This window comes from Campylobacter sp. RM10537 (assembly GCF_022369435.1).
Taxonomy (GTDB): domain Bacteria; phylum Campylobacterota; class Campylobacteria; order Campylobacterales; family Campylobacteraceae; genus Campylobacter_D; species Campylobacter_D molothri.
In genome coordinates, this window is sequence record NZ_CP059597.1 from 1,032,171 (window position 1) to 1,057,515 (window position 25,345).

Sequence of the window (25,345 nt, forward strand, 5' to 3'; positions counted from 1 at the left end):
ATAAGGAGTTACAATGAGAGAAATAGAATCTGGCATATTTAAAATTTTATCAATAGAAATGAAAAAATTTAATTTTGAACAAAATAAAGTGACCAAAATAAATATAGATAATGTTAAAAGCATTCAATGTAAAAACAAGATAGGCGCTATTGCAAAAAAACAGGATAGTAAAGAAAAAGATCAATTTTTGATTCAATTGGATTTTGATATTCAAGCACATATTGCTAATAACGATGTCTATAATATATCGACTTCCATACTATCGCTGATTGAATTTGAAAATAAAAATAAAGAAAATGAATTGTTTTTAAATAATGCTGTGGCAATAATGTTTTCATATTTGAGACCAATGATAGCACAAATCACAATGTTATCTGGCTTTCCTCCTTATCATCTACAACCTGTTAGTTTTGAACAATTCAAAGTGGATATTATAAATAATAATTAATGAAAAAACTTACAATCTTATCCTTACTAGCAACTCTAGCCTTAGCTAATTATATACAATATAAACCGAGCGAAGAGTTTGCTAAGTATTTTACGACACAAAGTTGCTCACAAGTTTTAGATAAATTCTATTATCTAAATTGTTATGATTATGGTTATAAAGGGACAAAAGCAGTAGCTTATAGATTAGAAGCTGATAATCTAAAAGGTAAACAAATTAAAAAACGTCCTCGTTTTGAAGATGATACCAATATTCCTAAAAAATACCGCACTACTTGGAGCGATTATAAAAACAGTGGTTATGATAGAGGACATACTCTTTCTAATGCTTCGATGAGAAAAACAACTCAAGCACAAAGAAGCACTTTTTTAATGAGCAATATCACTCCACAAAATCCACAAATCAATCAAAGAGTTTGGAACAAGATTGAAAAAAGAGAAAGACAAGTAGCTTTAAAGCTTGGGAGTTTAGAAGTTTTGAATTTGGTTAATTATGATAGTAATCCACAAAGAATGAAAAACAATATAGCTATTCCAAGCTCTTATATTAAAATCTTAAAAGGTGATAATTTTAAAGAATGTTATCAAGTGCCAAATCATGAAGTAGAAAATGAGAGTATAAAAAGTTACAAGGTTGATTGTGATAAATAATGATTTTTCTTATGAAAAAATTATAACACAATTAAATAAATGTGCTGAAGCAAAATTAAAAAAAGAATTATCAAACTATAATTCAAAAGATTATTTTGCGGAATATCTCAAAGAAATATATTTTTCTATACCACCTAAACCTAGAAAAGTATTTATATCAAAAGAGATTAAAGAACGAACTCTAAATAAAAAAATACGGAAAACAATTAACAAAATAGAATACAAATTAAAGAAAGGAGAAGATGTTAATCCTTTTCTTAGTAAAAGATTAAATAATAATGATAAAATGTTTTCTTCTTTTGGAATTCATCATTTTCATCTAGGAGAATATCTTAAAAATAAACAAGAATATGATAGAACTGGGGACTTATTGTATTGTTTTTTACCGTATTACAACAATGATTCAATATATTTTATAGACGTATTACCCCATAAACAATGGTGTAATCAAGAACTATTTGATATTATACAGAAAAATTGGCCTGATGTTATAGATCATATAAAATCTCCATTGAAAAATGATATTTTATATACAAATGAGAATATTAAAGATTTAAGAGATAATGGTATTAACATTATGCCTTGTCTAAAAACAGGTGAGATTATTATACCAAATTTTGGATATACAATTAATGAATATCCTACATATGTATATTTATGCAAAATAAATATAAGAAGACAAATAGAACATATTTATAAAACATACCATATTAATGTTAGCGATACAGAAATTATAGACTTTGAAATTAATAATAATTTGATATTAAAAAATATAGCTATTAAAAATAAAATATCAGGCAAAATAGATTTATATAATTTTTAATCAATACCCCATCAACCTTTTATATCCATCACAGCCAAATTGATAACCGTAATCACAAGCTAATCCATAGTATTTTTTAGCTTGTTTAAAATCAATTCTTACGCCTTGTCCATTTTCATAAAGTCCACCAACAGCTCCACAACTTTCTCTGTCTTTATATTTATCACATAAAAGCTTTAAGTTTAAAAAAGCTTGTCTTATAGTATCTGGTTTTAACAAAAATGCTGTGCTTTTTTTACAAGCACAAGGCATATCTATTTTATCGCTTTGCAATTTTCCATTATGATATAAAGGACAAAATTTGATTTTGCTAAAAGTAAAATTATTTGTTTCTGATAAAAATTCTAAAAGTTTAAGATTATTTATAGCATCTTTATTTTTAACTTCTTTAAGTCCAAAATCCAAAAGCTCACGAATTAATTCACTAACTTTACTACTTATCACAAGAGCTACTTCTCTATCATTTTTATTATCTTCTTCCATTAAAATAGTCTGTGTAAAGATTAATGCTAAAACAACGTCAGGTAAGCTTTTTAATGTATCCCACCTTTGATCTGATACAAAATTTTTATAAATATATAAACAAGCGCTTTTATTTATTTTTGTTGCTTTTTTGTTATTTTGAATTTTGCATTCTAAAAATGCTTTATCTAATAATTGATTATTTTTGGAACTATCATCAAAATTCGATAAGTATTTATTCAAATATTCAAATTCTTCAAAATCTATCATTTCGCATACATCAGCTCCAAAGCCATAAATACATATAAATAAAGCTAACAATATTCTCAATTTATCTTTCCAAATTCTCTAAAATGTTTTTAATGATTTTCTAGGTTTTTCATCTTCAACTTCAACATCTATAATCTCTTCTTCTGTGTATGACTTAGGATTGTATTTTCTAAATACAAAAAAAGGATTTTTCTCATTTGCAAAGATATACTGCAAAACCCAACCATATATATGTAAGCTTCTTAAAAATAAGATTAATAAGTTTTTGCTTATTACTGTTGCCACTATTATAGGAATGGCGGAATTAAAAATGAAGTTTTTGCATTCATTATTTCCGTAATAAATTTTCTTAATTGTATAAAATATCGCGTAAATAAAAATAAAGCAAAACGCCCAAGTGAAAACTATATCTAAAAAATCAAAAAGTTGTGCATAAGATAAATAAGAATATTGAGAATGATAATAGACATAGTAAAGAAAAGAATTAACAAATGCAATACATAATGTTATCAAAAATGATTTCATAAATAAATTCATATCTTAACCTTATTGTTTTTCTGTGCATTTATTCTTTAGAACAAAATTATACCAAAAATATTTTTTAAATAATTGTAGTAATACTACCTTTATTTAAGTATATTTTAAGTGTAGTAATACTACAATTTTATCAACAAAACAAAAAAAGGAAATGAAATGAGTTACACATCTTGTTCTTTTGATAACGCATACGATGAGTTTGAAAAAGCAAATGATTTAAGAGATAAAGAGTTGATAGAAACTGAAATAAATAGCAATGAAATTTTTATGGATATAGATATAAAATTAGAAGAATTACAAAACGAACTTTTAGCTATATCTAACGATGATGATAAAACTACAGCATTAATCGGTGCTTATAAAGACGAGTTTTTTAACGACATGCTTGATTTATTGCAAAATATAACCTCTTTTAAAAACAAATATAAAAATTTAGTCTAAAAGTTTAACAAGTCTTTTAAAAAAAGGCTTTCTTAAGCTTTTGACCACTTGGAAATTAAGCTTTAGCTATTATGTTAATAGTTTAGGATAGTGGAAGGGTTAGCAAGTTATCCACAAACTTGGCTCGTAATTATTGTTTATAGTGCTATTTTAAAAAGTTTTCTTGCACTTTAAAAACGACAGAAAACAAGGGTTTAAGAAAGTAGATTTTTTCTTAAACTCCTTAATGCTTAAATGAGGCAACGATTTTTATTTACTCACTAGACTAAATTTTATTGCAGCATGGGATACTCCTTTAAAAAACAAGATTTAAATTCATTATTTTCCTTTATTCGTTGTCTCTTTTAAGCATTAAAAAGGAGAAAACAATGAAAATATATCATTCTAAAGAAAAAGTAATTAAGATTTATTCAAAAGAAGAATATCGCAAAGAACAAGAAGAATTGAAAGAATTAAAAAATGAAATCAAAAATCTTAGGCTTAGAAATCTAAACCTTTCTAAAGATCTATCACAATCTTGCATTAGCGAAATAGAGAATTTACAAAAAATCAATGCTTTAAAAAATGAAAACTACGAACTCAAGCAAGGAGCTAAACAATGTTCTTAAAAAATAATAAAAATGAAAAAATCAAATACTTAGAAGAAGAGCTTGCGAGATTAAAAAAGCTTATCAATCTTAAAGATGTTTCAATTAATGAAATAGGCAAAAAATTAGAAGATGAAATTAAAAGCAATGCAAAGCTATCTCACTTTCGGATAAAAACGCTTGAAGCTTTGGGATTAATCGGAGTTAGAAATAACGATGAAATTGCCATAGAAATAATAAAAAAACTAAAGGAGAATACACAATGACAACTTTAACGCAAGAAGCACAAATACTTAATATTTTGCTTGAAAAAGGGAAGATAGATAACTTCTTTTGTCTAGATAAAAGAATTTCTATAAGACTTGGAGCTTATATTTATAATCTAAGAAACAAAGGTTATGTGATTGAAACACATCATAATAAAAAAACAAGAAATACAACTTACATTTTAAAAGAAAAACCAAAAACTTTAAAAAAGGCGGTATAACAATGAAATATAAAATCATAAATCTAGAACAAGGCTCTAAGGAATGGTTAGAGTTTAGAAAAGGAAAAATAGGTGCCTCTATGGTTGCATCTTGTATTGGAATAAAGGGAGCTTTTCATTCTAAAGAGGATGCTAAAAATATTATTTTAGGTAAAAAAGAAGTCTATCAAAACAAAGCTATGAAAAATGGTATAGCTTATGAAAGTTTAATTAGAGCCAAAGCAGAATTTACACATTTTACAAGCATTAAACCCGTAGTTTTGCAAAGCTCAGAAAACGAAATGTTTATTGCAAGTTTAGATGGAGTAGATGAGAATAAAGATATTTATGAATTTAAATACTCAAACAAAGAATTTGATTTTGTAAAAACAAATAATAAGCCAAGCGATAAATACTATGCACAAGTGCAATTCCAGCTTTATATAAGTGGTGCTAAACAATGCTTTTTTATGGTTATGAACGAAAATGAAGATTTAATAGAATGTGAAGTTCTAAGCGATGAAAATTACCAAAAATGGCTTGTTAAAGAGTTGGAAAATTTTATTATCAAATACCTTATTGATGATAAAACCGATTATAAGGAGTTAGATGATAACCGATCTAAAGCGTTAGCATTAGAAATCATACGTCTTGAAAGCACTATTAAGCCTATCAAAGAAAAACTTGAAACCTTGAAAAAAGAGTTTATAGAATTAGCCAATGGTGAAAAGGTTAAATGTCTTGATATTACAGTTTATCCACAAAATAGAACGACTATTGATTATAAAGGATTTTTGGAGAAAAGTAATATTACAGTGCCTAAAGAATTTCATAAAGAAAGCACCTCGATGTGTTTAAAAATTAAAAAAGGAGCATAAAATGAATAACGAAATTATAGTAACAAAAGAACAATCAGGAATAAATTTCAATCCTTATGAACTTGCCTTAGTTAAAGGCGACTTATCAAAACTTAGCGATATAGAAAGAACAGCTTATGTTAAAAATCTTTGCGATAGCTTGGGTTTAAATATGCTTACTAAACCATTTGAATATATCGTTTTAAATGAAAAGCTTACTTTATACGCAAACAAATCAGCCACAGATCAACTAAGACAAATAAGAAAAGTAAGTATTACAAAAACAGAAGTGAATCAAGTGGGGGATATCTATATGGTTACAGCCTATGCAGCTACACCCGATGGAAGAACCGATTGTGATACAGGTGCTTTAAATATTAAAAATTTAGGCGGTGATAATTTAGCAAACGCAATAATGAAAGCTATCACAAAAGCAAAAAGGCGTGTAACCTTAAGTATTTGCGGACTTGGAATGCTTGATGAGAGTGAATTAGAAACAATAAAGGAAAAGCAATTTTTAAATCCAAATGAAGATTTAAAAGTTTGGAGCAATGATGAAAAAATAGCTTTAGAAAATAAAGCAAAAGAGATAAAAGCTTTAGGTGCTGAACTTAGAAAATTTATGAGCGACAATGGCTTAAATACTCAAGAACAAAACTCTTTTATAAAAAAACATTCTTTATTTACAAGTGAAAAAATACAAGAATTGCTAAACGATAAAGATAAACTTTTAAATATGTTAAAGGATGAAAAATGATACCTAGTTTTAAAGCAAGTTACGAAGTAGCGGATTATGCGTATAATGTTGAATATTTAAATCAAGGTGGGCTTTATAGCGGAGTATTTCGCAAAGCCTTTTTATATGATAGATTGGCAAGTGATGGCAGTATAAATACTTTTGCTTATTTTGAGTTTTTAACAAAAAAAGAACAAAAACTAGCCACATTTAACCTTTTTGTAGCCAAAAATAACAGCTTTTCTTATGTCAATAAAAACGGAGAAAGTGAGGATTATATCGGCTTTAGACAATTAAATGCCATTATGAAATTTTTAGGCGTTGAAGAATTAGATTATAGTGAAAATGGAAATGAGAATGTTTTTGGAGTGCAGACTGAAGTTATTTATCTAAATTCTTTAGTTAATAAACTTTTAGTTTTAGGTTTTGGAACAGAAGAATATTTAAGTAAAAATGGAGAACTTGCTAACAAAATCTTTCTTGATAGAATTTTTAATGAAAAAATGCAAAGTATGGATGAGTTTCAAAATAATAAAGAGCCTTTATCTATAAAATCTTTTAAAGCAAGGCATAAATCTTTAAATAACGACAATAATAAATCATTTATTCCAAAAGAAAATCAAAGCTATAATCCTTATGGAAATGAAGTAAAAAACAATAACAATGAAAAATATATCGAAATAGGAGATGATGATGGAAGTTTGCCGTTCTAATTATCTTGAAATTGTAAAAATCATACCATTTAGTGAAAGAAGAACTTGTTTTTGCGACTTTGCCAAACAAAATGAAATAAAAATCGAGAAAATAAATTATAAAAATCACATAAGCAAAAAAGAACTCAGAAAGGCTTACAAAATTTACAAAAGTAAGCCAAGTGGAAGAAATTTCTTTCATGAAAAAAAGCTTATTGTTAAAGCTTTTGAAGATGTTGAAAAATTTTTAATGTGTGAAAAGGTTAAACAAGGATAATAATGAAATTATGTTTAAACATATAGAAAGAAATCTATTTGCTTAAGTAAAATTTTGATAAAATTGCAAAACTTAATTTAAGGAGAGATAAATGGATTTATCAATAAATTCAGTTGATGACTTGCTTGTAATTTTTGAAAAACTTTCAAATGGGGAAAATGTTAAAGTAACAGAAGTTGGCACAATACAACATACTATTAAGTTGCAGGGTGGGAGATTTGAGAACTATAATATAGGATACATAGACGCTGAAATCGCAAGAGTTATTGATTCTTATCAAGATAGTTTTTATAGAGTTGCCGATATATTAAAAAAGGATTTTGGAATTGATGGTATTGATAAAAATAAATTAATTCGTTTTTATTTAGGAGAAGGTAGCTTAGAAATCAAAACAGACGAGCTTTTAACAAATTTATTAGGAGTGATTAAAGATATGGAAAGTAGAGATAAGCTCATTCTTTTTATAGCAATAGCATTAATTATTGGAGGTTGTTGGTCATTTGGAAATTTTTTAATTCATAATGAAAATATAGAAAAAATAAAATCTCAAAATGAAAACGCAAAAATTATAGCCGAAATCGCCAAAAATAAAGAATTACAAAATGCTTGCAATGCTCCCAAGACAACATTAGTTAAAATACTAAAAGATGATGAAAAAGCTAGCTTTAGTTTAGGAAATGATGTTATTACTAATCAAAATAAAGAAGATTACAACTTTAAAGAAATAGAAGATACCACACAAACAGAAGATATTGAAGAGGATTTTAAAATTTTAGGTTTTGAAAAAACAAATGACAAGAAAAAATTTAAAATAATTTTATACGGTAAAACTCATTGGGCTAATGCAGATATAATAGATGTTAACGCTAGAATGAAACTTGCCAAATCTAGCATACAAGAACAAGAAGCAAAACTAAAACTAAGAATAGTAAAAGAATATAATAAAATCAAAGAAATTGTTATATTAAATGTGGAATAAATTTTAAAGAAAGGATTAAAATGGCAGAAGAGAAACTACTAAAATCTTTGGCAGATGGTGTCTTAAAAATAAATGAAAGCCCTATTGATGTAGCAGTTTTAGAAAATGGAGTAAGAGTTATCACTCATAGTGGAGTATTTAAAGCCTTAGGAAGAGAACCGAGAGGAAATGCAAGGCTGGATCAAATACCTGCTTTTATGGATGCAAAAAATCTCCAAACATTGATTTCACCAGAACTTAAAGCCAAGATCAGAAAGATTTCATATTTAGATAAAAATGGCAAAACTAAAGAGGGTTATAGTGCCGATATATTGCCTTTAGTAGCTGATTTATATTTAAGAGGAAGAGAAGAAGGTATTTTAACACAAACACAAATAGAAACTGCAAAAAAAGCAGAAATTTTAATCCGCTCTTTAGCGAGATTAGGAATTACAGCTTTAGTCGATGAAGCAACAGGGTATCAATATGAAAGAGAAAGAGATGAACTTCAAAAAATACTAAAAGCTTATATTAGCGAAGAGTTGCTTAAATGGGAAAAAAGATTTCCGGATGATTTTTATAAAGAATTATTTAGGCTTAATGGTTGGGACTTTACAACAAAAGGCATACAAAAACGTCCTGCAATAATAGGTAAATGGACTAATACGCTTATTTACAAACAACTTCCAAAAGGAGTTTTAGAGGAATTAAAAGAAAAAACTCCAAAAAATGCAAGATATCATCAAAACTTATCTAAAGATATAGGGCAACCTAATTTAACAGCCCAAATTTATAAGGTTATAGGCATAATGCAAACTAGCGACAATATGAAACAAATGTGGGAAAACTTTAAAAAGATAAAATCAAGAGAACAAGATGAAGATATAGAATTTGATGAAAAAGGTAGGCTGAAAGAAAAATAATCTCAATAATTTTTCTAAAATTTTAGAAAAATAAAAAATAGAGTTTACAGCAAATTTGTTGTAGAGTTTTAAATAAGAAACACAAAGGAGTAATATGGCTGAAGAAAAAGAAAGTAAGGGAAGCAACCTTATACAATTAAAAGTTAGTGACAAAGCAAAAGAATATCTTCAAGAGAGAGCTGACAGCTTGGGTTTTCCTTTAAATACATATATTTATCATCTTATTATGAAAGATATGGAAACTTTTAATCAAAAGTGATTAAAAGTATTGCTTTAGTATTATGTTAAAATTATAATAAAATACTTTAATACTTATTTAAGTATTTTAAAGATATACTTTTAAAATATTTTAAACATTATAAAGGTATATCTATGCAAACACAAATTCAAATCTACAATGATAAAACAATAGGTGCTGAAATAAATTCAGCTAATGCAAGAGAAATATTTTGTTTTTTAGAAATAGAGACGCAATTCTCAATTTGGCTAGAAAGAAGAATATTACATTACAATTTCATTAAAAACCAAGATTACATTATAGAACTTGTTTATACAAAAGGTCGCCCACGCAAAGAATACTATGTAACCTTAGATATGGCTAAAGAACTTTGCATGGTTGAAAACAACGAAAAAGGCAGACAAGCGAGACGTTATTTTATAGACTGCGAAAAACGTTTAAAAAACCTAGAACAAGAAAAAATACAAAAACTAGCTTTTAGACAAAGCTTAGGTTATAAATCCCAATTAAAACAACAAAAGGAGAAATATGAAAACAAAATCAAAGCCTTACAATACGACTTAGAACATAAAAACGAGTTATGTTTTAAAAGAAAACTTAGTGAAAAAGAACTTTTAGAGCTTAGAAAAATACTAGCAAAAGATTACGGAATTCTTTGCATAAAAGAATGGGAAATGAGCTTATTTGCAGAAAAAATAGGAAAAGATACTGTTTTTGAAACTGTTTTAAACAAATTAGAAAAAGATTTAAATTATTGGCAAAATTATGATGAATACGAAGAAAAATGGAAAAAAATATTAAGGAGATAAATTGTCAATTTTAAAAAGATTAGATGAAACTATTATTATAGAAGATGATAGAAAAAGTGAAAAAGAATTAGTCGAGCACTGCATTTTAGAAGGTATTTCTTTAAATGATGCAAACTTAGAAAATCTAAATTTAAGTGGTTTAGATTTTGATAATGTATTTATAAATGGTGCTAGTTTTAAAAATGCTAATTTAAATGATATTTCAAGCAAGAATGCATCTTTTATAGATTGTGATTTTAGTGGAGCAAGTTTCCATTTTTGTAATTTTCTAAGAACAGAATTTGAAAATTGTATATTTGAAAATGTAAATCTTAGAGATTGTATAGGAGATATGAAAAATATCTTTAGCGTTGTCTTGGATACTTATGTTATGAGTTTTACTAAAACTATAATGAATTTAGGTTGTGATAGCAAAAGCATAGAGGATTGGAGAAAAACAACTGCTGATGATATAGAAGATGATGAACAAAAATGGCTATGGGATTATTATAAAGAACTTATTTTTGAAATTATAGATAAAAGATTAGGAGTAAAACATGATTGAAGAATACATGAGTGAAAAAGATTTGAGTAAATTTTTAAATATAAGCGTTACTTCATTATGGAGACTTAGAAAAGAAAATAAAATCCCTTATATTAAAATAGGAAAAACAATAAGATATGAAAAAAATGCTATTATCAAATGGTTAAATACCCATTCTTTCTAAAAATCAAAATCACAAAGTGAATTCAAATAATCTCCATACCAATTCATTAATTTAATCCTTAAATTTATAGCCTTAGATCTATCGTAAGCTCTTGTTACTTCATTGCCATTTATGTGGTGTAATATCATTTCGGCTATATCTTTACCTATTCCAAGTTTTATAAGCTCATCACTTTTTTCAGTGCAAATACTCCTAAAAGTGCTCCTAAAACCATGTATAGTATGTTCTAAATTATATGTTTTAAAAAATTTAACTCCAAAACTTTCACTAATAATTCCGTTATTATTAGTGAAAATATACTCCTTGTTCCCATTTAAAATTCTTTGAATTTCTAAAACTTTTAACGCATATTTATTTAACGGGATAATATTATCTCCATTGCTAGACACTTTCATTTCGTCTGCTTTTATTACCCAAAGATTATTTTTAAAATCAATATCTTTCCATTTAGCAAAACGTATATTTTTACTTCTTTGTGCGGTTAATAAAGTAAAATAAATCGCATTAATAATAGTCATATTTGTTCTTGGTGACTTGGAATATTTTTTTATACAATAAAGCAAATTTTTAACTCCTATTTCATCAACTATAGCTTTATAATGCTTAGATTGTGTATAATTTGCCTCTTTATAAAATCTTTGTAAATCTTTTAAGTGTAAAACAATATCTGTTTTTAAATCTCCTCTTTGTCTACAAAATTCTAAAACTCTACATAAAAAAGATATACTTCTACTAATAGTCTCAAAAATTCCTTTTTTATACATAAGATCAAAAATAGGTAAAAAATCATCTTTTTTCAAATCATTTATAGCTTTATCTCCTAAAGTTGAATTGAAATATTTTCCATAAACTAATTGCTCTTTTTTGATTGTAGCCTTACTTAATTTTTTTGCTTTAATTTCTATATAAAGATCATTGGCTTTATTTAAAGTTACTCCTTTTTCACTTTTTGAAACAAAACTCCCATCATACATTGATTTTAAGAGCTCTTTTGCCTTTTCCCTTGCATTAGTAACGTTTAAAATACCTTTTTGGCATTCTCCAATAGTTATAAATTGTTTAAATTTTGAAGCCCTTAGATAAAAAACTTTTTTTCCAGTTGGATTAACACGAACATATAATTCTTTCGGCTCCCCGACGCTAATCATATATCTTTTTTCTTTAATTTCTAAAATATCAATATCTTTTTGAGTAAGCATTTTTCCAACCTTATAAATTTTTGTATCCCAAATTGTTTTTTAATACTTTGGCTACATAAATGGCTACAGAATTATAAGAAAAAATAGAAAAAATTGCAATAATTGGAAATTACAAGAAATAAAAAGAATTGCTAAAAATGGGGATTTTGAAAGATTTTTAAATTTTAAGAAATCTATTAATGGTGGAAGCGAGGGGAATTGAACCCCTGTCCAAAAATAACCCCGCAAAGACCTCTACATGCTTAGTAAAGATGACTTTTTCACTATATTTCGCTCATCTTCCAAAACTTAAAAATATAGCTAAGACTTTAATTTCACTTAAAATGCGTCAAGTTTTAAGCTACACTATCTTAAGATGACCAAATTTTAAGCTAGATAGTATGACTTAAAATTCAGGCTCAACTGAACTTACGCAGCTTTAGCGTAAGCAGGAGCAAATTTAACGTTGTTTGCGTTTAATTTTATTTAGGCTTTTTACGCTTTGCCTAAAGCGACATGCCATCCAAGCAGACTTACTCCTGTCGAAGCCAAGTCGCTCCCATTATTTAGAAATAATATTTGGAACATTAACAATTAAAGGATTAAAAACAGCTAAAACTGAATCATCATTTTCATATGAACGGCAATATTTTTCAAATTGGTCACTGACTAAAAGCATCCAATCTGTAAATTCTTCACTAGCTGGACCTTCAAAACGATTTGCTTGTGCCATCATTTCTTCACAAAATACACAAAAATCAGTAATCTCATTAAGCTCTAAGCGCCTTGCAGCCCATGCGGTATTGTGTGCTAAAGTTTCAAGTTCTTTAATTGCTTCTTTATAACGCACACTATCACTACCTAGCTTTATAATCAAAGGTTCAAACCTATCGCACATTGTTCTAAAAAATTGCAAAAACTTTTCTATATCGTCAATTTCATATTCTAATTCTAATTTTGTTAAAATTCCCATTTTTAAACCATATTATAAAGTTTAAGTAAATTCTAGCAAAATTTAGTTAAAATCTTATTTTAATTTTCTCAGAAATACAAGAATGAAAAATGGATAGAATAGTAGAAATAGAAAAATATTCTTTTGATGAAACTTATGAAAATTCTTTACGCCCTTCAAGTTTTGATGGCTATATAGGACAAGAAAGTATTAAAAAAAATTTAAATGTTTTTATTGCTGCAGCAAAAAAACGAAATGAATGTTTAGATCATATCCTCTTTAGTGGTCCAGCAGGACTTGGAAAAACAACTTTAGCTAATATTATTTCTTATGAAATGGAAGCAAATATTAAAACAACAGCTGCACCGATGATAGAAAAAAGTGGAGATTTAGCTGCCATTTTAACGAATTTAAGCGAAGGTGATGTTTTATTTATCGATGAAATTCATCGTCTAAGCCCTGCTATTGAAGAAGTACTTTATCCAGCAATGGAAGATTATCGCTTAGATATCATTATAGGAAGTGGTCCTGCGGCACAAACAATAAAAATTGATCTGCCCAAATTCACACTCATAGGTGCTACTACACGTGCGGGTATGCTTAGTAATCCCTTAAGAGATCGTTTTGGTATGCAATTTCGTTTAGAATTTTACAAAGATAATGAACTTGCAACTATACTTCAAAAAGCTGCTTTAAAACTTAATAAAGTCTGTGAAGAAGATGCAGCACTTGAAATCGCAAAAAGATCAAGATCTACACCTAGAATTGCACTTCGGCTTTTAAAAAGAGTGAGAGATTTTGCTGATGTTAATGATGAAAAAAATATTACTCTAAAAAGAGCTAATGAAGCTTTAAATTCTTTAGGAGTAAATGAATTGGGTTTTGATGCGATGGATTTAAGATATCTTGAACTTTTAACAGCAGCAAAACAAAAACCTATGGGACTTGCAAGTATAGCTGCAGCTTTAAGTGAAGATGAAAATACGATTGAAGATGTTATAGAACCTTATTTATTAGCAAATGGCTATATAGAACGCACTGCTAAAGGACGCATAGCAAGTCATAAAAGCTTTAATGCATTAAAATTAAAATATCAAAAAAATTTATTTGAGGAGTAGTTTTTTGAAAAACGGAAAAATATTTTTAATTTCTTTTATTTTAGTTATTTTATCACTTTTACTTTATCTTTTTAAAAGCTTTTTACTTGTAATTATTATTGCAAGTTTAATGGCAGTAGCAACATCTAATATAAATGCAAAATTTTTACATCTGACTAAAGGGCATAAATTTTTTGCTTCAATTTTAACAACTTCTTGTATGGTAATTTTATTTTTTGCTCCTTTTTTTTACACGATGATAGAACTAGCTAAAACTTTAAAAAACTTTGATATTAGCTTAATTTCTAATACGCTAGATTATATAAAAAATTATCAATTTACCCTACCTGAAGGATTTAATTTCTTAGAACCAAAGGTCAAAGAATTTTTAGCCTCTATAGATTTAAACAATATTTCAAAACAAGCTTTAAATTATGCCTCAAGCTTTACAAAATCTGGAGCTAAATTTCTCATAGATATGGCTTTAATTTGTGTTTTTTATTTTTTTGCTAATTTATATGGAACCGAACTCGTCATTTACCTAAAATCAATCGTTCCAGTAGATAGAAATGAATTAGATGATGTTTTATCAGAAGTTGGCAATGTAATGGCTGTTGTGCTTTATTCTATGGTAATCATTGCTATTTTTCAAGGAACTCTATTTGGAATTATTACCATGTTTTATGGATATGATGGAATTTTAATGGGAGCAATTTTTGCTGTTAGCTCTTTAATACCAGCCGTTGGTGGTGCTTTAGTTTATATACCAGTAAGTCTTTATGAATTTGCTTCTAATGGTTTAAATTCAGCACTTGTAATTTTAATTTATTCTATAGTTGTTATTTCTTTTATCGCTGATACTTTAATCAAGCCTTTAATTATAAAATGGATCAATAAAAAACTCGTTAAAACACCAACAAAAATTAATGAGCTCTTGATTTTCCTAGCCATGATAGCAGGAATATCGAGCTTTGGTTTTTGGGGTATTATTTTAGGTCCTGCAATTTTAACTTTTTTTATTTCTACAATTAGAATGTATGTAATTTTAAAAGATAAAAAACTGATCTGATTTATCTAGCTAAGCTAGATAAATTCAAATTAAGCTTTTGGTCCTATCATTTTAGTTGGATCAACAAATTGATTAAAATCTTCTTCGTTAACTAAACCAAGCTCTATTGCACTTTCTTTTAAAGAAATTCCTTTTTTGTGTGCATTTTTAGCTACTTTTGCAGCATTTTCATAACCAATATATGGATTTAAGGCGGTAACTAGCATTAAAGAATTGTGAAGGTTGTAATCAATTTTTTCACGATTAGGTTCTATACCTACAGCACAATGGATATTAAATGAATGCATAGAATCAGCCAATAAATCAAGGCTTTGTAAAAAATTATAAATAATCACAGGTTTAAAAACATTGAGTTCGAAATTTCCTTGGCTTGCTGCAAATCCAATTGTTGCATCATTTCCCATAACTTGAACTGCAACCATTGTTATAGCTTCACATTGAGTTGGATTTACTTTACCTGGCATTATAGAACTTCCTGGTTCATTTTCAGGAATACTAAGCTCTCCAAGTCCGCATCTTGGACCTGAAGATAACCATCTAATATCATTAGCAATTTTCATCAAATTTGCAGCTAAACCTTTCATAGCTCCATGTGTAAAATTAATCGCATCATGACTTGTTAAAGCATAGAATTTATTTGGGCTTGAAATAAACTTAGTCCCTATCAGTTTGCTTAATTCTTCACTAACTTTTTCACCAAGCTCTGGATGAGCATTAAGACCTGTTCCTACAGCTGTTCCACCAATAGCCAACTCCCTTAAGCTTGACAAAGAAGCAATAATTTGCTCCTTAGAGTGTAAAAGCATCGACAAATAACCACTAAATTCTTGAGCTAAGGTTAATGGAGTGGCATCTTGCAAATGAGTACGCCCTATTTTGATAATATCTTTAAATTCTTTTACTTTATTTTCAAAAGTTGCAATAAGTTTATCTAAAGCAGGAATAAGTTTTTTTTCAACTTGCTCAACTGCAACAATACTCATAGCCGTTGGAAAGGTATCATTTGAACTTTGACTCATATTAACATGATCATTGGGATGTACAAGCTTTTCTTTACGAAAGTCTCCACCCATAATTTCAGTTGCACGATTTGCAATTACTTCATTCATATTCATATTACTTTGAGTGCCCGATCCTGTTTGCCAAATGGCAAGCGGAAAATTATCATCAAATTTACCTAAAATAATTTCATCACAAGCTTGCACTATGGCATTTTTTTTAGTATCATCAAGTTTGCCAAGTTTATGATTAACCAAAGCTAAAGATTTTTTAAGATTAGCAAAAGCATAAATCAAAACCTTTGGCATTTTTTCACAACCGATTTTAAAATTTTCAAAACTTCTCTGGGTTTGTGCTCCCCAATATTTATCATTTGACACTCTAACTTCACCCATTGTATCATGCTCTATTCTATACTCCATTATATTTTCCTTCAATTTTAATTTCATATAATGATTTAAACAAAAATAGACATAAAATTAGCTTATAGTTTAAATTTTAAATCAATAAGTATGGATTTAAATAAACTTTGTTTCAAAACTGCACACAATAGATTTTTACTCTACTGTTACACTTTTTGCAAGATTTCTTGGCATATCTACATCATTACCCAATCTAATAGAAATCTCCATCGCTAAAAGTTGTGTAATTACCATCATTTCAAAAAATTCACACATATAATGATTTTGCTCATTGGTTTTTATAAAATCATCGCTCAAATCAAATTCCAAAGGCGAAATACTAAGCACAGTAGAATCTCTAGCAATTAATTCTTCAACATTGGATTTTGTTTTTTCATAAAGCATATTTTTAGGCATTAAAGCAATGGTATAAAGTTTAGAATCAGCTAATGCTATAGGACCGTGCTTCATTTCACCTGCTGGATAGCCTTCAGCATGCAAATAAGAAAGTTCTTTTAATTTTAAAGCACCTTCTAAAGCTAAAGGATAAAAAACGTCGCGTCCTATAAAGAAAAAACCATGTCCATCAAGATAGCGTTTAGATAAACGATGAATTTTTTCATGTAATTTTGCATTGACTTTAACACAATTTGGCGTATGCAATAAGGCTTTAATTTCTCTAGAAATATCAAAATTTTTCTTTTGTGCAATAAAAATAGCCAACATCCAAAGTGTTAAAATTTGAGTTGCAAAAGCTTTCGTTGAGGCCACTCCTTTTTCAATACCTGCGCGAGTTAAAAGACTTAAATGAGCTAAACGTACCATATTGGAATTATCAACATTACAAATTGCAAAAGTTTTTGCACCTTGTTCTTTTGCTATTTTTAAAGCCTCCAATGTATCTGCAGTTTCTCCACTTTGAGAGATTACAATAAATAAAGAATTAGGTTTAATTACTGCATCGCGATAGCGAAATTCGCTTGCGATCTCAACCTTAGCTTTAATTTTTGCCAAACGTTCAAATAAATAAGCACTAGCCATAGCTGCATGATAACTTGTTCCACATGCACATAAAGTAATTTCTTCAATATCGCTTAAATTTTCATTTTCAAGCTCATCAAAAACTACTTCATCGCCATTAATACGTCCCATCAAAACTTCACTCATAACGCGACTTTGTTCATAAATTTCTTTTTCCATAAAAAAGCGAAAACCATCTTTTTTAGCAAAAGCTTTATCACCTCGCAATTTTGTAAAAGAATTGCTTTTAAGTTTATCATTTTCAAAAATCACTAGTTCTTCTTTATTGGCATAGCCTAAGCTCAAATCCTCAAGATAAATTACCTCATTACAAAGTCCAATTAAAGGTGTATCTGCACTAGCAAAATAAATTTCATTTTCTTCATTTTTTCCTACAATTAAAGGAGCTGCATTTTTAGCAAAAAAAACATGATTAGGATCTTTTTTTGTAATCAAAAGAATTGCAAAGGCTCCACGCAATTCATTGATAGTCTTTTTAAATGCCTCAAATGTATCCATATCTTTGGCATAAAATTCAAAAAGTTGTACTATCACTTCAGTATCAGTTTGACTTAAAAAATGAATACTATTTTGCTCTAATTTGTCTTTAATTTCTTTATAGTTTTCAATAATCCCATTATGGATCACGCAAGAATATTGACCCAAATGTGGATGTGCATTAATTTCTGTTGGTTTGCCATGAGTTGCCCAGCGTGTATGTCCTATAGCAAATCCATAACCTTCACTAGAAAAATTAGCGCATTTATTGGATAAATTTTCAAGCTTTCCCACAGCTTTAAAAAAATTAAGCTCTCCATCTTTCATTACTGCTAAACCCGCACTATCATAGCCACGATACTCAAGTTCCTTAAGTCCGCTTATTATAGTTTGTTTTTTTTCACTTTTTCCTATATAGCCTACTATTCCACACATTTTTACTCTCTTAAAAATTAATTAATTTATTTTAAACAATCGAATTTTAACTTATCTTTTTTAATGATTTATTTTAAAATTATATTTTTTTAAAATACAGATAAAACTCTATTTTATCGAAATTTACCTATAATATCAATCTTTTTTTCAGTAAGAATTTATAATGTTTATCTTAAAATTTTAAAAAATAAAATAAGTGATAATCAAATGAAAAATTTAATTAAAAAACTGGAAAATGAAGAAAGAATTAATCAGGAAGAAGCAAATAGACTTTGGGATTTAGATCTTTTTACTTTAGGTAAATTAGCTCATAAAAGACGTCAAAAATTTCACGGAAAAAAAGTTTATTTTAATATTAATCGCCATATCAATCCAACTAATATCTGTGCAGATACTTGTAAATTTTGTGCCTTTTCAGCCCATCGCAAAAATCCAAATCCTTATATAATGACTCACGATGAAATCATGAAAATAGTTGATGAAACTGTAACTCGTGGCACAAAAGAAGTGCATATAGTTTCTGCTCATAATAAAGATACAAGCTGGCAATGGTATTTAGAAATTTTTAAAATGATTAAAGAAAAATATCCCTATATTCATATAAAGGCTATGACAGCAGCTGAAATTGATTTCTTACATCGACGTTTTACAATGAGCTATGAAGAAGTGATAGAAAAAATGTTAGAATATGGTGTAGATTCAATGCCTGGCGGAGGAGCTGAAATTTTTGATGAAGAAATTCGTAAAAAAATTTGCCATGGAAAAGTTAGTAGCGAAAATTGGTTAAAAATTCACAAACTATGGCACAAAAAAGGTAAGCAAAGTAATGCTACCATGCTTTTTGGACATATAGAAGAAAGAAAACATAGAATCGATCATATGTTTAGACTTAGAAATTTACAAGATGAAACTGGTGGGTTTAATGCTTTCATTCCTTTAGTTTGGCAAAGAAATAATAGCTTTATACAAACTGATAAAATTATGGACAGTGAAGAAATTTTAAAAACGGTTGCCATTTCACGTTTAGTACTTGATAATATTAAAAATATCAAAGCATATTGGGCAACAATGACTCTAAATTTAGCTATGGTAGCTCAAGAATTTGGTGCCAATGATTTAGATGGAACTATTGAAAAAGAAAGTATTCAAAGTGCTGGAGGGGCAAAATCAGCTAAAGGAACAAGCTTGAAAACTTTTATAGATATGATTAAAACTGCCAACTTAATCCCTGTAGAACGAGATAGTTTATACAATGAGTTAAAAATTTATTAATTTAGGAGATAAATTTGTTCAAACTTAAAGAAAATAAAACTAATTTTCGTACAGAATTAATCGCTGGATTGACCACTTTTTTAGCTATGGTTTATATCATCCCTGTCAATTCAGCAATTGTAAGCAATACTGGTATGCCCATAGAAGCTTTAATCACAGCAACCACCTTGGTTACTATTATAGCAAGTGCTTTTAATGCTTTTTTTGCTAATACGCCAGTTGCCATGAGTGTTGGTATGGGTTTAAATGCTTATTTTACCTTTGCGGTTTGTGGAGCGCAAAAAATTCCTTGGCAAAGTGCTTTAGGGGCTGTTTTTATTTCAAGTATTATTTTTCTTATTCTTTCATTTACGCATTTTCGCCTTTGGATTATTAGAAACATACCTAAAGATTTAAGATTAGCAATTTGTGCAGGTATTGGCTGTTTTATCACTTTTTTGGGATTGAGTCAGATGGGAATTATTGAGCACAATAAAGATACTTTGGTAGGAATAGGAAATTTTGGAAGTTCTCATGTGCTTTTTGGAATTTTTACTCTCGCACTTATTATCTTTTTTTGGGCTGTAAAACTCAAAGGAGCTTTTATTTTTGGAGTTTTAATTAGCTCAATTATTGCTTGGATTTTTCATATTGATCAAGCACAATTTCCAACTCAACTATTCTCTCTACCTGCTTTTGATTCTGCCAATGGCCTAGGGGCAATTTTTTTTAAATTAGATATCAAAAATGCTTTAAATATTGGTATGATTCCTATCATACTTACTTTTTTCATTACCCAACTTTTCGATAGTATTGGTACTATTACCGGAGTAGGAGAGAGAGGAAAAATATTTGATGATGCTAAAAATGGCGAAAAAAAACTTGGAAAAACTTTAATGGCAGATGCTACTGGATCTACTCTGGGTTCTTTAGTTGGGACATCTACTGTAACAGCTTTTGTTGAAAGCACAACTGGAGTAGAAAGCGGTGGTAGAACCGGTCTTACAGCACTAGTTGTAGCTTTATGCTTTGTTTTAACTCTTTTTTTACTACCGCTTTTTAAAGCCATACCTGCAAATGCAATTTATCCTGTTCTTATAATGGTGGGAATTTTAATGTTCATGGAAGTTAAAAATATAGATTTTAAAGATGAAGCTATAGCAGTAGGTAGCTTTTTTACTATAATCATGATGCCGCTTACCTATTCCATTACTTCAGGTTTTGCTTTCGGTTTTCTTACTTATTTACTCATAAGAGTTTTTAAACGCCAGTGGAATCAAATTAATTTAGGTATTGTTGTTTTAAGTTTGATTTCTTTGGGTAATTTTTTACTAATTGCATTACAATAAAAAAGGGGATAGATGTTTTTTTATTCTTATAATTATTTTGAGGAAGATGTTAAATTTTTAGCCTCACAAATAAAAAAAGAATTTAATCCTGATGCTCTTATTGCCATCGCTAGAGGCGGCATGACTTTGGGACATTCTTTAGCTGTTGCATTAAATACTCGTAATCTTTTTAGTCTTAATTCTATACATTATGATGATACTAAAAAACTCGATACTATTGAAATTTTTAATATTCCAGATCTTAAAAATTATAAAAAAATTTTACTCATTGATGATATAGTAGATAGTGGCGAAAGCTTATCTGAGATTAAAAGAAGATTGCAAGAACAATTTCCTCATATTGAATTAAAAATTGCAACAATTTTTTATAAAAAAACGGCTCTTTTAGAACCTGACTTCAAGGTTAAAGAAGCTAAAGAATGGATAGACTTCTTTTGGGATATAAAAATTGATTGACTTTTATTATTTTGGAGTTTCAAATTTTGAAAATTAAAATCATATTATTGTTATTATTAACTTATTCTTTTGCATTGGATCAAAATTTTGAAGACTTTGAGCAAGAATATAAAAATTATCAAATTAATGATCCACTTGTAAACTATAATAAAGCTATGACTCATTTTAATATGACCTTATACACTTATGGATTTCGTCCTATTTTAAAGGCTTATGATCAGGTTACACCTCAATTTTTTCGTGTGGGAGTAAAAAATTTTTTTGACAATTTATTTTCGCCTATGCGTTTTGTTGGAAATGTTTTGCAATTTAAATTTGAAAATGCTGGAGAAGAATTTAAAAGATTTATCGCTAATACAATTATGGGTTTTGGGGGCTTAATGGATCCAGCTAGCAAAATGGGATTAAAAAAACATCCTGCTGATCTTGGAACAGTTTTAGGACATTGGGGAGTTGGTGGAGGTTTTCATTTAGTATTGCCTGTATTAGGACCTAGTAATTTAAGAGATACTTTAACCTTGCCTGCAATTTGGTATGCAAATCCCGTAAGCTATATAGAGCCTCAATGGGTTAGTATTACTATAAGTACTTATGGCTTTGGAAATGAACTTAGTTTTAAACTTGATGAAATTGATGAAATTTACTATAATACACCAAATTTATATCCATTTTTAAGAGATGCTTATGAACAAAGAAGGCAAGAATTAAGCAAATAAGGACAAAAATGAAAAAAATTATTTTATTATTCTTTTTTTTAGGAAATATTTGGGCTCTAAATTTAAACGATATCCCAAATACTATGCAAAATAATATTGACAAAAGTTTAAATTTTTTAAAAACTCAAAAAGATAAAAATTTAGTAGCAAATGAAATTTTTAAACTTTTCGATGATATTATTGATTATAAACTCATGGCAAAACTTAGTCTTTCAAAAAATTATGATAAGCTTAACAAACAAGAGCAAGAAGAATTTTCAAAAGCTTTTGAACAAAGTCTTAAAAAAAGTTTTACTGATAAGCTAAGTCTTTATAAAGATCAGATTCTAAAAGTAAAAAATGGGGAGCTTAAAAATGAAAAAAGATATTTTCTTATAACTTCTATTATTGACAATGGAGAAGAAAAAAATATTATTTTCAAATTTTACAACAACAATAATAATTGGTTGATTTATGATGTTGATGTATTAGGAGTTAGTATTATTCAAACCTATCGTTCTCAATTTGGAGATATTTTATCGAGTGAAGGATTTCAAGCTTTATTACAAAAACTTAAAAATATCACTATAAAATAAATGTTTTCAAAATTTTTAAAACTAATTATTTCTTACCCAAAAACTACTTTTTTGGGAACTCTTTTTATTTGTTTATTTCTTAGTTTTTTCGCCTTTAAAATAAGCGTTGATGCAAGCGCTGAGAGTTTATTGCTTGAAGACGATATTGATTTAAAAACCTTTAGAGAAATTTCAAAACATTATAAAAATGATAATTTTTTAATTCTTGCCTTTAAACCTCAAGATGGAAATCTTTTTTCAAAAACAAATCTATCTAAATTAGAAAAAATTCATTATGAACTAGAAAAAGCACCTTTGGTTAATCGCGTTTTTAGCATCATCAATGCACCTTTATTGCAAAGCTCTGAAAATACAGACTTTAAAGAACTTTTAAAAAATATACCCAATATACAAAGTAAAGATATTAATCAAACAAAAGCAAAAAGTGAAATTTTAAATAATCCTTTTTATAAAAATAATATTATCTCAAAAGATGGAAAAATCACAGGAATTATTATTTATCTAAAAACAGATTATATTTACGATAAACTTATAGAAAAAAGAGATTTGGCTAAAAACGAAAAAGAAAAAAATGCTATTCGTTTGGCGATTAAAAAGCATCAAGATCAGCAAAAAATTCTCAATAAACAAAACTTAGATTTTATAAAAAATATCATAAAAAAATACGAAACTAACCAAGATAAACTTTATCTTGGTGGTGTCAGCATGATAGCTGATGATATGATCACCTATATAAAATCCGATCTTTTAATTTATGGAGTTTCTTTAGTTTTTTTATTAGCAATTGCATTATACTATTTTTTTAGAACTTGGCGTTTTGTTTTTTTACCCCTTTTTATATGTTTTATCAGTTTGAGTGCGGCAAGTGGAATATTTGCTCTTTTAAATTTTCAAATTACTGTTATTTCTTCTAATTACGTTGCCCTAGTTTTAATCATAACGCTAAGTGTTGTAATTCACTTAATCACTCATTTTATAGAAATCTCTCAAGCCCATCCTAAAGCAAAAATTCAACGCCTTGTGCTTCAAACCTTATTAGCTAAAGCAAAACCCAGTCTTTATGCTATAGTTACAACTATGATAGGCTTTTGCTCTCTTATACTTTCAAACATAGAACCTATTATAAAATTAGGTATTATGATGAGTATAGGTATAGGTTTAGCTTTAATTTTTAGTTATTTATTTTTAGCAAGTGTTTTAGTTTTGCTCAAGCCGAAACAATATTATAAAAAAGAATTTAAATTTAATCTTTTAGAATTTTGTGCAAAAATAAGTTTGGATCCAAAAAAACGTTATATTATTTATGGAATTTCTTGTATAGCAATTTTAATATCTTTATTTGGAATTTCTAAACTGAGAGTTGAAAATTCTTTTGTAAACTATTTTAGAGATAGTAGCGAGATTAAAAAAGGATTGCTTGTTATTGATAAAAATTTAAGTGGAACCTTGCCTTTAGATGTAATTATACGCTTTAAAGATAATCAAAAAAATACTGATTCAAATAATACTTTAGATAGTTTTGAAGATGAATTTGAAAATTTAGAAAAAAAAGATACCTATTGGTTTAACTCCCAAAAAACACGTATTGCTAAAAAAGTTCATGAATTTTTAGAACATCAAAAATTTGTAGGTTCGGTTCTTAGTTTAAATAGTCTTTTAATTTTGGGAAAAAATATCAATCATGGTGAAGATTTAGATGATTTTGCATTGGCATTTTTAAATGAGAATTTACCGCAAAATTTTAAACAAGATCTCATTTCTCCTTTTGTTAATATAAAAAATAATGAATTAAGATTTACAATGCGTATTGTTGATTCTGATCCAAATTTAAGACGTAATGAATTTTTAACGAAACTTAATGAAAATTTACACAAACTTTTAAAAAATGATAATGTACAAATTCAAATTACAGGTATTATGGTACTTTACAATAATATGCTTCAAAGCCTTTTTTCTTCGCAATTTGATACACTTGTTTTTGTTATATTGGCTATTTTTATTCTTTTTATCTTTGTTTTTCGTGATTTAAAATTTTCTATTATAGCTATACTTGTTAATGTTATTCCTTTAAGTGTTGTTTTTGCATTAATGGGATTATGTAAAATTCCTCTTGATATGATGAGTATTACAATAGCTGCTATTGCTATAGGCATTGGCGTTGATGATGCTATTCATTATATTTACCGTTTTAAGGAAGAAATTAAGACTAAAAGTATTGAAAAAGCTATAATAAATTCTCATCTTAGTATAGGCTCAGCACTTTATTATACAACCATAAGTATTGTATTAGGATTTAGTGTTATGATGAGTAGTAATTTTATTCCTACAATCTATTTTGGAGTTTTAACAATCTTTGTTATGATTTTACTCTTAAGCGGGAGTTTATTTTTACTCCCTAGCTTTTTGATTAGTATTTATTCTAAGAAAGCCAAAATTGAAAACCAACATAAATAGCATAAATTAAAATA

General features: G+C 27.9%; 31 protein-coding genes and 1 other RNA gene. 25 read left to right on the forward strand and 7 right to left on the reverse strand.

From position 1 onward, the window contains the following. Positions 1 to 13: 13 nt before the first annotated feature. Genes CMOL_RS05210 through CMOL_RS05220 form a run of 3 tightly spaced genes read left to right on the forward strand, consistent with a single transcriptional unit; the run spans position 14 to position 1,921 of the window. Positions 14 to 448 (forward strand): protein-export chaperone SecB, encoded by a 435-nt coding sequence (locus tag CMOL_RS05210; RefSeq protein ID WP_239819994.1) that lies wholly within the window; start codon positions 14 to 16, stop codon positions 446 to 448. Further along, positions 448 to 1,098, forward strand: a complete 651-nt coding sequence (locus CMOL_RS05215) for a DNA/RNA non-specific endonuclease (protein WP_239819995.1) — start codon at positions 448 to 450, stop codon at positions 1,096 to 1,098. The genes CMOL_RS05210 and CMOL_RS05215 overlap by 1 nt, the downstream gene beginning before the upstream one ends. After that, entirely contained in the window at positions 1,088 to 1,921 is an 834-nt protein-coding gene (locus CMOL_RS05220; protein WP_239819996.1) for a hypothetical protein, read from the forward strand. Before CMOL_RS05215 ends, CMOL_RS05220 begins: the two co-directional genes overlap by 11 nt. Here CMOL_RS05220 and CMOL_RS05225 read toward each other — a convergent pair whose 3' ends face one another. Together CMOL_RS05225 and CMOL_RS05230 are read right to left on the reverse strand one after the other, a co-directional pair. Beyond that, positions 1,922 to 2,713 (reverse strand): SEL1-like repeat protein, encoded by a 792-nt coding sequence (locus CMOL_RS05225; protein ID WP_239819997.1) that lies wholly within the window; start codon positions 2,711 to 2,713, stop codon positions 1,922 to 1,924. Positions 2,714 to 2,731: 18 nt separating this feature from the next. Beyond that, the gene (locus CMOL_RS05230; RefSeq protein WP_239819998.1) at positions 2,732 to 2,869 is read right to left on the reverse strand and encodes a hypothetical protein; all 138 of its coding nucleotides are present in this window, start codon (positions 2,867 to 2,869) and stop codon (positions 2,732 to 2,734) included. A 477-nt stretch (positions 2,870 to 3,346) separates the two neighbouring features. Between CMOL_RS05230 and CMOL_RS05235 the strand changes: the two genes are divergently transcribed. From CMOL_RS05235 to CMOL_RS05300, 14 genes are all read left to right on the forward strand, one after another. Beyond that, positions 3,347 to 3,631, forward strand: a complete 285-nt coding sequence (locus CMOL_RS05235; protein WP_239819999.1) for a hypothetical protein — start codon at positions 3,347 to 3,349, stop codon at positions 3,629 to 3,631. A 368-nt stretch (positions 3,632 to 3,999) separates the two neighbouring features. Then, complete coding sequence (locus CMOL_RS05240) at positions 4,000 to 4,239, forward strand: hypothetical protein (RefSeq protein WP_239820000.1); 240 nt, start codon at positions 4,000 to 4,002, stop codon at positions 4,237 to 4,239. Next, the gene (locus CMOL_RS05245) at positions 4,230 to 4,484 is read left to right on the forward strand and encodes a hypothetical protein (RefSeq protein ID WP_239820001.1); all 255 of its coding nucleotides are present in this window, start codon (positions 4,230 to 4,232) and stop codon (positions 4,482 to 4,484) included. The genes CMOL_RS05240 and CMOL_RS05245 overlap by 10 nt, the downstream gene beginning before the upstream one ends. Then, a complete protein-coding gene (locus CMOL_RS05250) occupies positions 4,481 to 4,705 on the forward strand; it encodes a helix-turn-helix domain-containing protein (RefSeq protein ID WP_239820002.1) in 225 nt (74 codons plus the stop codon). Before CMOL_RS05245 ends, CMOL_RS05250 begins: the two co-directional genes overlap by 4 nt. Before the next feature lie 2 nt (positions 4,706 to 4,707). Further along, complete coding sequence (locus CMOL_RS05255; protein WP_239820003.1) at positions 4,708 to 5,562, forward strand: lambda exonuclease family protein; 855 nt, start codon at positions 4,708 to 4,710, stop codon at positions 5,560 to 5,562. A 1-nt stretch (position 5,563) separates the two neighbouring features. Continuing rightward, complete coding sequence (locus CMOL_RS05260; RefSeq protein WP_239820004.1) at positions 5,564 to 6,298, forward strand: hypothetical protein; 735 nt, start codon at positions 5,564 to 5,566, stop codon at positions 6,296 to 6,298. Further along, a complete protein-coding gene (locus CMOL_RS05265; RefSeq protein ID WP_239820005.1) occupies positions 6,295 to 6,990 on the forward strand; it encodes a hypothetical protein in 696 nt (231 codons plus the stop codon). Before CMOL_RS05260 ends, CMOL_RS05265 begins: the two co-directional genes overlap by 4 nt. Beyond that, positions 6,971 to 7,246 (forward strand): hypothetical protein, encoded by a 276-nt coding sequence (locus CMOL_RS05270; protein ID WP_239820006.1) that lies wholly within the window; start codon positions 6,971 to 6,973, stop codon positions 7,244 to 7,246. The genes CMOL_RS05265 and CMOL_RS05270 overlap by 20 nt, the downstream gene beginning before the upstream one ends. A 91-nt stretch (positions 7,247 to 7,337) precedes the next feature. Continuing rightward, a complete protein-coding gene (locus tag CMOL_RS05275) occupies positions 7,338 to 8,225 on the forward strand; it encodes a hypothetical protein (RefSeq protein WP_239820007.1) in 888 nt (295 codons plus the stop codon). Positions 8,226 to 8,245: 20 nt separating this feature from the next. Continuing rightward, entirely contained in the window at positions 8,246 to 9,127 is an 882-nt protein-coding gene (locus CMOL_RS05280; RefSeq protein ID WP_239820008.1) for a P63C domain-containing protein, read from the forward strand. 94 nt (positions 9,128 to 9,221) lie between these two features. Further along, positions 9,222 to 9,386, forward strand: coding sequence for a hypothetical protein (locus tag CMOL_RS05285; RefSeq protein ID WP_002871203.1), 165 nt, complete (start codon positions 9,222 to 9,224; stop codon positions 9,384 to 9,386). A 113-nt stretch (positions 9,387 to 9,499) separates the two neighbouring features. Continuing rightward, on the forward strand, positions 9,500 to 10,174 hold the full coding sequence (locus CMOL_RS05290; protein ID WP_239820009.1) for an antA/AntB antirepressor family protein: 675 nt from the start codon (positions 9,500 to 9,502) through the stop codon (positions 10,172 to 10,174). A 1-nt stretch (position 10,175) separates the two neighbouring features. Continuing rightward, complete coding sequence (locus CMOL_RS05295; protein WP_239820010.1) at positions 10,176 to 10,718, forward strand: pentapeptide repeat-containing protein; 543 nt, start codon at positions 10,176 to 10,178, stop codon at positions 10,716 to 10,718. Next, positions 10,711 to 10,881 (forward strand): helix-turn-helix domain-containing protein, encoded by a 171-nt coding sequence (locus CMOL_RS05300; protein WP_239820011.1) that lies wholly within the window; start codon positions 10,711 to 10,713, stop codon positions 10,879 to 10,881. The genes CMOL_RS05295 and CMOL_RS05300 overlap by 8 nt, the downstream gene beginning before the upstream one ends. Here the strand turns inward: CMOL_RS05300 and CMOL_RS05305 are convergent. From CMOL_RS05305 to CMOL_RS05315, 3 genes are all read right to left on the reverse strand, one after another. Beyond that, the gene (locus CMOL_RS05305) at positions 10,878 to 12,080 is read right to left on the reverse strand and encodes a tyrosine-type recombinase/integrase (RefSeq protein ID WP_239820012.1); all 1,203 of its coding nucleotides are present in this window, start codon (positions 12,078 to 12,080) and stop codon (positions 10,878 to 10,880) included. The two genes, CMOL_RS05300 and CMOL_RS05305, sit on opposite strands and share 4 nt — an antisense overlap. 180 nt (positions 12,081 to 12,260) lie before the next feature. Next, positions 12,261 to 12,620: a transfer-messenger RNA gene (ssrA, locus tag CMOL_RS05310) on the reverse strand. A gap of 1 nt (position 12,621) precedes the next feature. Then, complete coding sequence (locus tag CMOL_RS05315; protein WP_200280663.1) at positions 12,622 to 13,032, reverse strand: histidine phosphotransferase; 411 nt, start codon at positions 13,030 to 13,032, stop codon at positions 12,622 to 12,624. A gap of 89 nt (positions 13,033 to 13,121) precedes the next feature. On the opposite strand from CMOL_RS05315, the gene ruvB reads away from it, so the two are divergent. Together ruvB and CMOL_RS05325 are read left to right on the forward strand one after the other, a co-directional pair. Next, a complete protein-coding gene (gene ruvB, locus CMOL_RS05320; RefSeq protein WP_200280666.1) occupies positions 13,122 to 14,129 on the forward strand; it encodes a Holliday junction branch migration DNA helicase RuvB in 1,008 nt (335 codons plus the stop codon). Between the two features lie 4 nt (positions 14,130 to 14,133). Then, on the forward strand, positions 14,134 to 15,177 hold the full coding sequence (locus tag CMOL_RS05325) for an AI-2E family transporter (protein WP_200280669.1): 1,044 nt from the start codon (positions 14,134 to 14,136) through the stop codon (positions 15,175 to 15,177). 29 nt (positions 15,178 to 15,206) lie between these two features. Here CMOL_RS05325 and fumC read toward each other — a convergent pair whose 3' ends face one another. Then, positions 15,207 to 16,598 (reverse strand): class II fumarate hydratase, encoded by a 1,392-nt coding sequence (gene fumC, locus CMOL_RS05330; RefSeq protein ID WP_239820013.1) that lies wholly within the window; start codon positions 16,596 to 16,598, stop codon positions 15,207 to 15,209. A gap of 135 nt (positions 16,599 to 16,733) precedes the next feature. Beyond that, the gene (gene glmS / locus CMOL_RS05335; RefSeq protein ID WP_239820014.1) at positions 16,734 to 18,530 is read right to left on the reverse strand and encodes a glutamine--fructose-6-phosphate transaminase (isomerizing); all 1,797 of its coding nucleotides are present in this window, start codon (positions 18,528 to 18,530) and stop codon (positions 16,734 to 16,736) included. A 207-nt stretch (positions 18,531 to 18,737) separates the two neighbouring features. Here glmS and mqnE point away from each other — a divergent pair, with 207 nt between their 5' ends. Genes mqnE through CMOL_RS05365 form a run of 6 tightly spaced genes read left to right on the forward strand, consistent with a single transcriptional unit; the run spans position 18,738 to position 25,331 of the window. Then, entirely contained in the window at positions 18,738 to 19,802 is a 1,065-nt protein-coding gene (mqnE, locus tag CMOL_RS05340) for an aminofutalosine synthase MqnE (protein WP_239820015.1), read from the forward strand. Between the two features lie 8 nt (positions 19,803 to 19,810). Beyond that, entirely contained in the window at positions 19,811 to 21,130 is a 1,320-nt protein-coding gene (locus CMOL_RS05345; protein ID WP_200280863.1) for an NCS2 family permease, read from the forward strand. A 12-nt stretch (positions 21,131 to 21,142) separates the two neighbouring features. Next, positions 21,143 to 21,586, forward strand: a complete 444-nt coding sequence (locus CMOL_RS05350; RefSeq protein WP_200280682.1) for a phosphoribosyltransferase — start codon at positions 21,143 to 21,145, stop codon at positions 21,584 to 21,586. A 26-nt stretch (positions 21,587 to 21,612) separates the two neighbouring features. Continuing rightward, the gene (locus CMOL_RS05355) at positions 21,613 to 22,302 is read left to right on the forward strand and encodes an MlaA family lipoprotein (protein WP_239820016.1); all 690 of its coding nucleotides are present in this window, start codon (positions 21,613 to 21,615) and stop codon (positions 22,300 to 22,302) included. Between the two features lie 8 nt (positions 22,303 to 22,310). Continuing rightward, on the forward strand, positions 22,311 to 22,877 hold the full coding sequence (locus tag CMOL_RS05360; RefSeq protein WP_239820017.1) for an MlaC/ttg2D family ABC transporter substrate-binding protein: 567 nt from the start codon (positions 22,311 to 22,313) through the stop codon (positions 22,875 to 22,877). Continuing rightward, positions 22,878 to 25,331: an efflux RND transporter permease subunit gene (locus CMOL_RS05365; protein WP_239820018.1), complete on the forward strand. Its 2,454-nt coding sequence runs from the start codon at positions 22,878 to 22,880 to the stop codon at positions 25,329 to 25,331. The last annotated feature ends 14 nt before the right edge of the window (positions 25,332 to 25,345 follow it).

What these genes read in the sequence shown, in the direction of transcription:
- CMOL_RS05315 (WP_200280663.1), bottom strand. Translation starts at nt 13,032, where the DNA reads ATGGGAATTTTAACAAAATTAGAATTAGAATATGAAATTGACGATATA.
- CMOL_RS05350 (WP_200280682.1), top strand. Translation starts at nt 21,143, where the DNA reads ATGTTTTTTTATTCTTATAATTATTTTGAGGAAGATGTTAAATTTTTA.
- CMOL_RS05365 (WP_239820018.1), top strand. Translation starts at nt 22,878, where the DNA reads ATGTTTTCAAAATTTTTAAAACTAATTATTTCTTACCCAAAAACTACT.
- CMOL_RS05255 (WP_239820003.1), top strand. Translation starts at nt 4,708, where the DNA reads ATGAAATATAAAATCATAAATCTAGAACAAGGCTCTAAGGAATGGTTA.
- CMOL_RS05300 (WP_239820011.1), top strand. Translation starts at nt 10,711, where the DNA reads ATGATTGAAGAATACATGAGTGAAAAAGATTTGAGTAAATTTTTAAAT.
- CMOL_RS05215 (WP_239819995.1), top strand. Translation starts at nt 448, where the DNA reads ATGAAAAAACTTACAATCTTATCCTTACTAGCAACTCTAGCCTTAGCT.
- ruvB (WP_200280666.1), top strand. Translation starts at nt 13,122, where the DNA reads ATGGATAGAATAGTAGAAATAGAAAAATATTCTTTTGATGAAACTTAT.
- CMOL_RS05250 (WP_239820002.1), top strand. Translation starts at nt 4,481, where the DNA reads ATGACAACTTTAACGCAAGAAGCACAAATACTTAATATTTTGCTTGAA.
- CMOL_RS05265 (WP_239820005.1), top strand. Translation starts at nt 6,295, where the DNA reads ATGATACCTAGTTTTAAAGCAAGTTACGAAGTAGCGGATTATGCGTAT.
- CMOL_RS05305 (WP_239820012.1), bottom strand. Translation starts at nt 12,080, where the DNA reads ATGCTTACTCAAAAAGATATTGATATTTTAGAAATTAAAGAAAAAAGA.
- CMOL_RS05275 (WP_239820007.1), top strand. Translation starts at nt 7,338, where the DNA reads ATGGATTTATCAATAAATTCAGTTGATGACTTGCTTGTAATTTTTGAA.
- CMOL_RS05285 (WP_002871203.1), top strand. Translation starts at nt 9,222, where the DNA reads ATGGCTGAAGAAAAAGAAAGTAAGGGAAGCAACCTTATACAATTAAAA.
- glmS (WP_239820014.1), bottom strand. Translation starts at nt 18,530, where the DNA reads ATGTGTGGAATAGTAGGCTATATAGGAAAAAGTGAAAAAAAACAAACT.
- CMOL_RS05270 (WP_239820006.1), top strand. Translation starts at nt 6,971, where the DNA reads ATGGAAGTTTGCCGTTCTAATTATCTTGAAATTGTAAAAATCATACCA.
- mqnE (WP_239820015.1), top strand. Translation starts at nt 18,738, where the DNA reads ATGAAAAATTTAATTAAAAAACTGGAAAATGAAGAAAGAATTAATCAG.
- CMOL_RS05210 (WP_239819994.1), top strand. Translation starts at nt 14, where the DNA reads ATGAGAGAAATAGAATCTGGCATATTTAAAATTTTATCAATAGAAATG.
- fumC (WP_239820013.1), bottom strand. Translation starts at nt 16,598, where the DNA reads ATGGAGTATAGAATAGAGCATGATACAATGGGTGAAGTTAGAGTGTCA.
- CMOL_RS05290 (WP_239820009.1), top strand. Translation starts at nt 9,500, where the DNA reads ATGCAAACACAAATTCAAATCTACAATGATAAAACAATAGGTGCTGAA.
- CMOL_RS05280 (WP_239820008.1), top strand. Translation starts at nt 8,246, where the DNA reads ATGGCAGAAGAGAAACTACTAAAATCTTTGGCAGATGGTGTCTTAAAA.
- CMOL_RS05235 (WP_239819999.1), top strand. Translation starts at nt 3,347, where the DNA reads ATGAGTTACACATCTTGTTCTTTTGATAACGCATACGATGAGTTTGAA.
- CMOL_RS05245 (WP_239820001.1), top strand. Translation starts at nt 4,230, where the DNA reads ATGTTCTTAAAAAATAATAAAAATGAAAAAATCAAATACTTAGAAGAA.
- CMOL_RS05240 (WP_239820000.1), top strand. Translation starts at nt 4,000, where the DNA reads ATGAAAATATATCATTCTAAAGAAAAAGTAATTAAGATTTATTCAAAA.
- CMOL_RS05360 (WP_239820017.1), top strand. Translation starts at nt 22,311, where the DNA reads ATGAAAAAAATTATTTTATTATTCTTTTTTTTAGGAAATATTTGGGCT.
- CMOL_RS05260 (WP_239820004.1), top strand. Translation starts at nt 5,564, where the DNA reads ATGAATAACGAAATTATAGTAACAAAAGAACAATCAGGAATAAATTTC.